Below are 1,846 nucleotides of genomic sequence, written 5' to 3'. Positions count from 1 at the left end.
ACAATATCTGCCGGATTGATTTGCGGCAGTAGCAGCGAATGCACCTTCCAGCCGTCGCGCGGCTCGGATTGCGCCGTCCGGCCTTTGCGGCGGCTGTTCTGCGGCACGGATTTATCCCGCGCCCCGTCGCGGATTTTTTCGGGGTGGCCGATTAACCCGCTATCAGCAGCCAGCACCACTGCCGTGCGTTTGGTCGGTTGCAGTTTCTGCACCACTTGCAGCGTTTGGTTCTGCACCGACCACTCCAGCCCCGCGCCCGCCACGATTTTGTTCAGCGCCCGCCGTGCCGCGCCGTAGAAGCTGAAACCGTGCCGCCATGTGCGGTTCGGCAGCTTTTCGTCCATAACCAAAGTCAGGCTCATCTGCTTGGCAATCTCGTGGATGATGCTGTGTGCGGACACCCCCGCGCCGAAGCCCAGCGATACCGCCGTATCGCGCAACTCTACCCAGCCGTCGGCCACCGAGAGCTCCGTAATGCGTTCCGTGCCCTCGCGGTAGGTATAGGCATCCACCACCCCGCCCGCCGCCATCAGCACTTCACCCTCGTCCTCGGCATAGCCCGCGTACAAAACGCAAAAACCGTCAGGCTTGCTGACGGCTTCGATGGTTTCTGGTGCCAGGTTGTAGAGTTTCAGGCGGTGGATATTCGGGTCGGGCTTGGTGTTTTTATCAATCTCAAACTCAATCTGCAACGGCGGCTTGATTTCCACACCTTTGCCGCCAGCCTTGCCGATTAAGAGGCGATATACGCGGTTGAATTTATACATTTCGCAATAAACTTTATTGTTTACAACTGCAAACGACTTTGCTATAATACCAATACATCAGACAGATAGCGACTTTTTAAAATGGGCAAGCATCCGAACAAACACATCCGAGCCGCATTGGCTTATGCCGAGCAGCACGGCTGGGCGGTTGTTCCGGCAGGCAAATCCGCCCATGCGTTTTGCCGCCTGCGCTGCCTGCAAGGGCATGCCGAACACCAAATGAGCGTGTGGAGCACGCCGCGCAACCCAGAAAACCATGCCAAACAAATCATCCGCAAAGTAAACGAATGCCTGCCCGAACAGGAGTAAGCCATGAATACCTACCATTTCAGCATCCTCATCCGCGATACCGACCTGCACGATTTGGAAGACCGCCTGTATGAAGCGGGCTGCGACGATGCGCTGCTGTGCTTCTACAACCAAACCCCGTATCTCGAATTCGACCGCGAGGCCGAGAGTGCCGAAGCCGCCGTGCGCAGCGCCTTGAACAACATCCGCGCCGCCGGATTCGGCGATTTGGTGTTGCAGGAATCCGGTGTGGCTACCTTGTCCGAAATGGCTGCCCGCGCCGGGCTGACCCGCGCCGCCCTCTCCAACTACGCCACCGGCAAGCGCGGCGGCGGCTTCCCCGCACCGATGTACGGGGTGGGCAGCGGCTCCGCCCTGTATTCGTGGCCGGAAGTGGCCGGCTGGCTGCACCGGCACGGCCAGCTGTCGCAGGCACAATACGATATTGCCCATGTGGCCGGATAGTTTCAGGTAGTCGGGATATAAACCAGCTCCGCCATACCGTCGGTAAACGACTGACGGCCTATCGGCTGCCTGTCCAGTGATACCGCCACCAGCTCGCCTTTCGGCACAGCCAAGTGGCGGAAGCGCCCCAGCAGCGGCCAATCGGATACCAGCCGGATACCTGACAGAATCACATTGTTTTCAGCGTTCTCCAGCGATAATGTCCACATTGCTTCATCATCGTTCCACGACAGATGCAAGAAACAGGTCATTTCGTCCAGTTCCGCTTCGACAACGAAGTCGTTTTGGTCTGCAAAGGGGATTTTTATCATTTCCCAAACTCTGTT

General features: G+C 58.0%; 4 protein-coding genes. 2 read left to right on the top strand and 2 right to left on the bottom strand.

Annotated elements, in window-relative coordinates; genetic code table 11:
• The coding region (locus tag HMPREF2796_RS03960) for a hypothetical protein (RefSeq protein ID WP_070631163.1) at positions 1-767 on the bottom strand (767 nt) is incomplete at its 3' end.
• A gap of 81 nt (positions 768-848) precedes the next feature.
• Between HMPREF2796_RS03960 and HMPREF2796_RS03955 the strand changes: the two genes are divergently transcribed.
• Both HMPREF2796_RS03955 and HMPREF2796_RS03950 read left to right on the top strand, forming a co-directional pair.
• On the top strand, positions 849-1,076 hold the full coding sequence (locus HMPREF2796_RS03955; protein WP_070631161.1) for a hypothetical protein: 228 nt from the start codon (positions 849-851) through the stop codon (positions 1,074-1,076).
• Between the two features lie 3 nt (positions 1,077-1,079).
• Complete coding sequence (locus HMPREF2796_RS03950; RefSeq protein WP_070631159.1) at positions 1,080-1,520, top strand: transcriptional regulator; 441 nt, start codon at positions 1,080-1,082, stop codon at positions 1,518-1,520.
• 2 nt (positions 1,521-1,522) lie between these two features.
• Here HMPREF2796_RS03950 and HMPREF2796_RS11350 read toward each other — a convergent pair.
• A partial coding sequence (locus tag HMPREF2796_RS11350; RefSeq protein ID WP_210385340.1) for a phage baseplate plug family protein occupies positions 1,523-1,846 on the bottom strand: 324 nt, incomplete at its 5' end.

It is taken from the genome of Eikenella sp. HMSC071B05 (assembly GCF_001811325.1).
In the GTDB taxonomy this organism is placed as follows: Bacteria; Pseudomonadota; Gammaproteobacteria; order Burkholderiales; family Neisseriaceae; genus Eikenella; species Eikenella corrodens.
The sequence above is the reverse complement of the archived record's forward strand: the minus strand, read 5'-3'. Positions and strand labels throughout refer to the sequence as shown.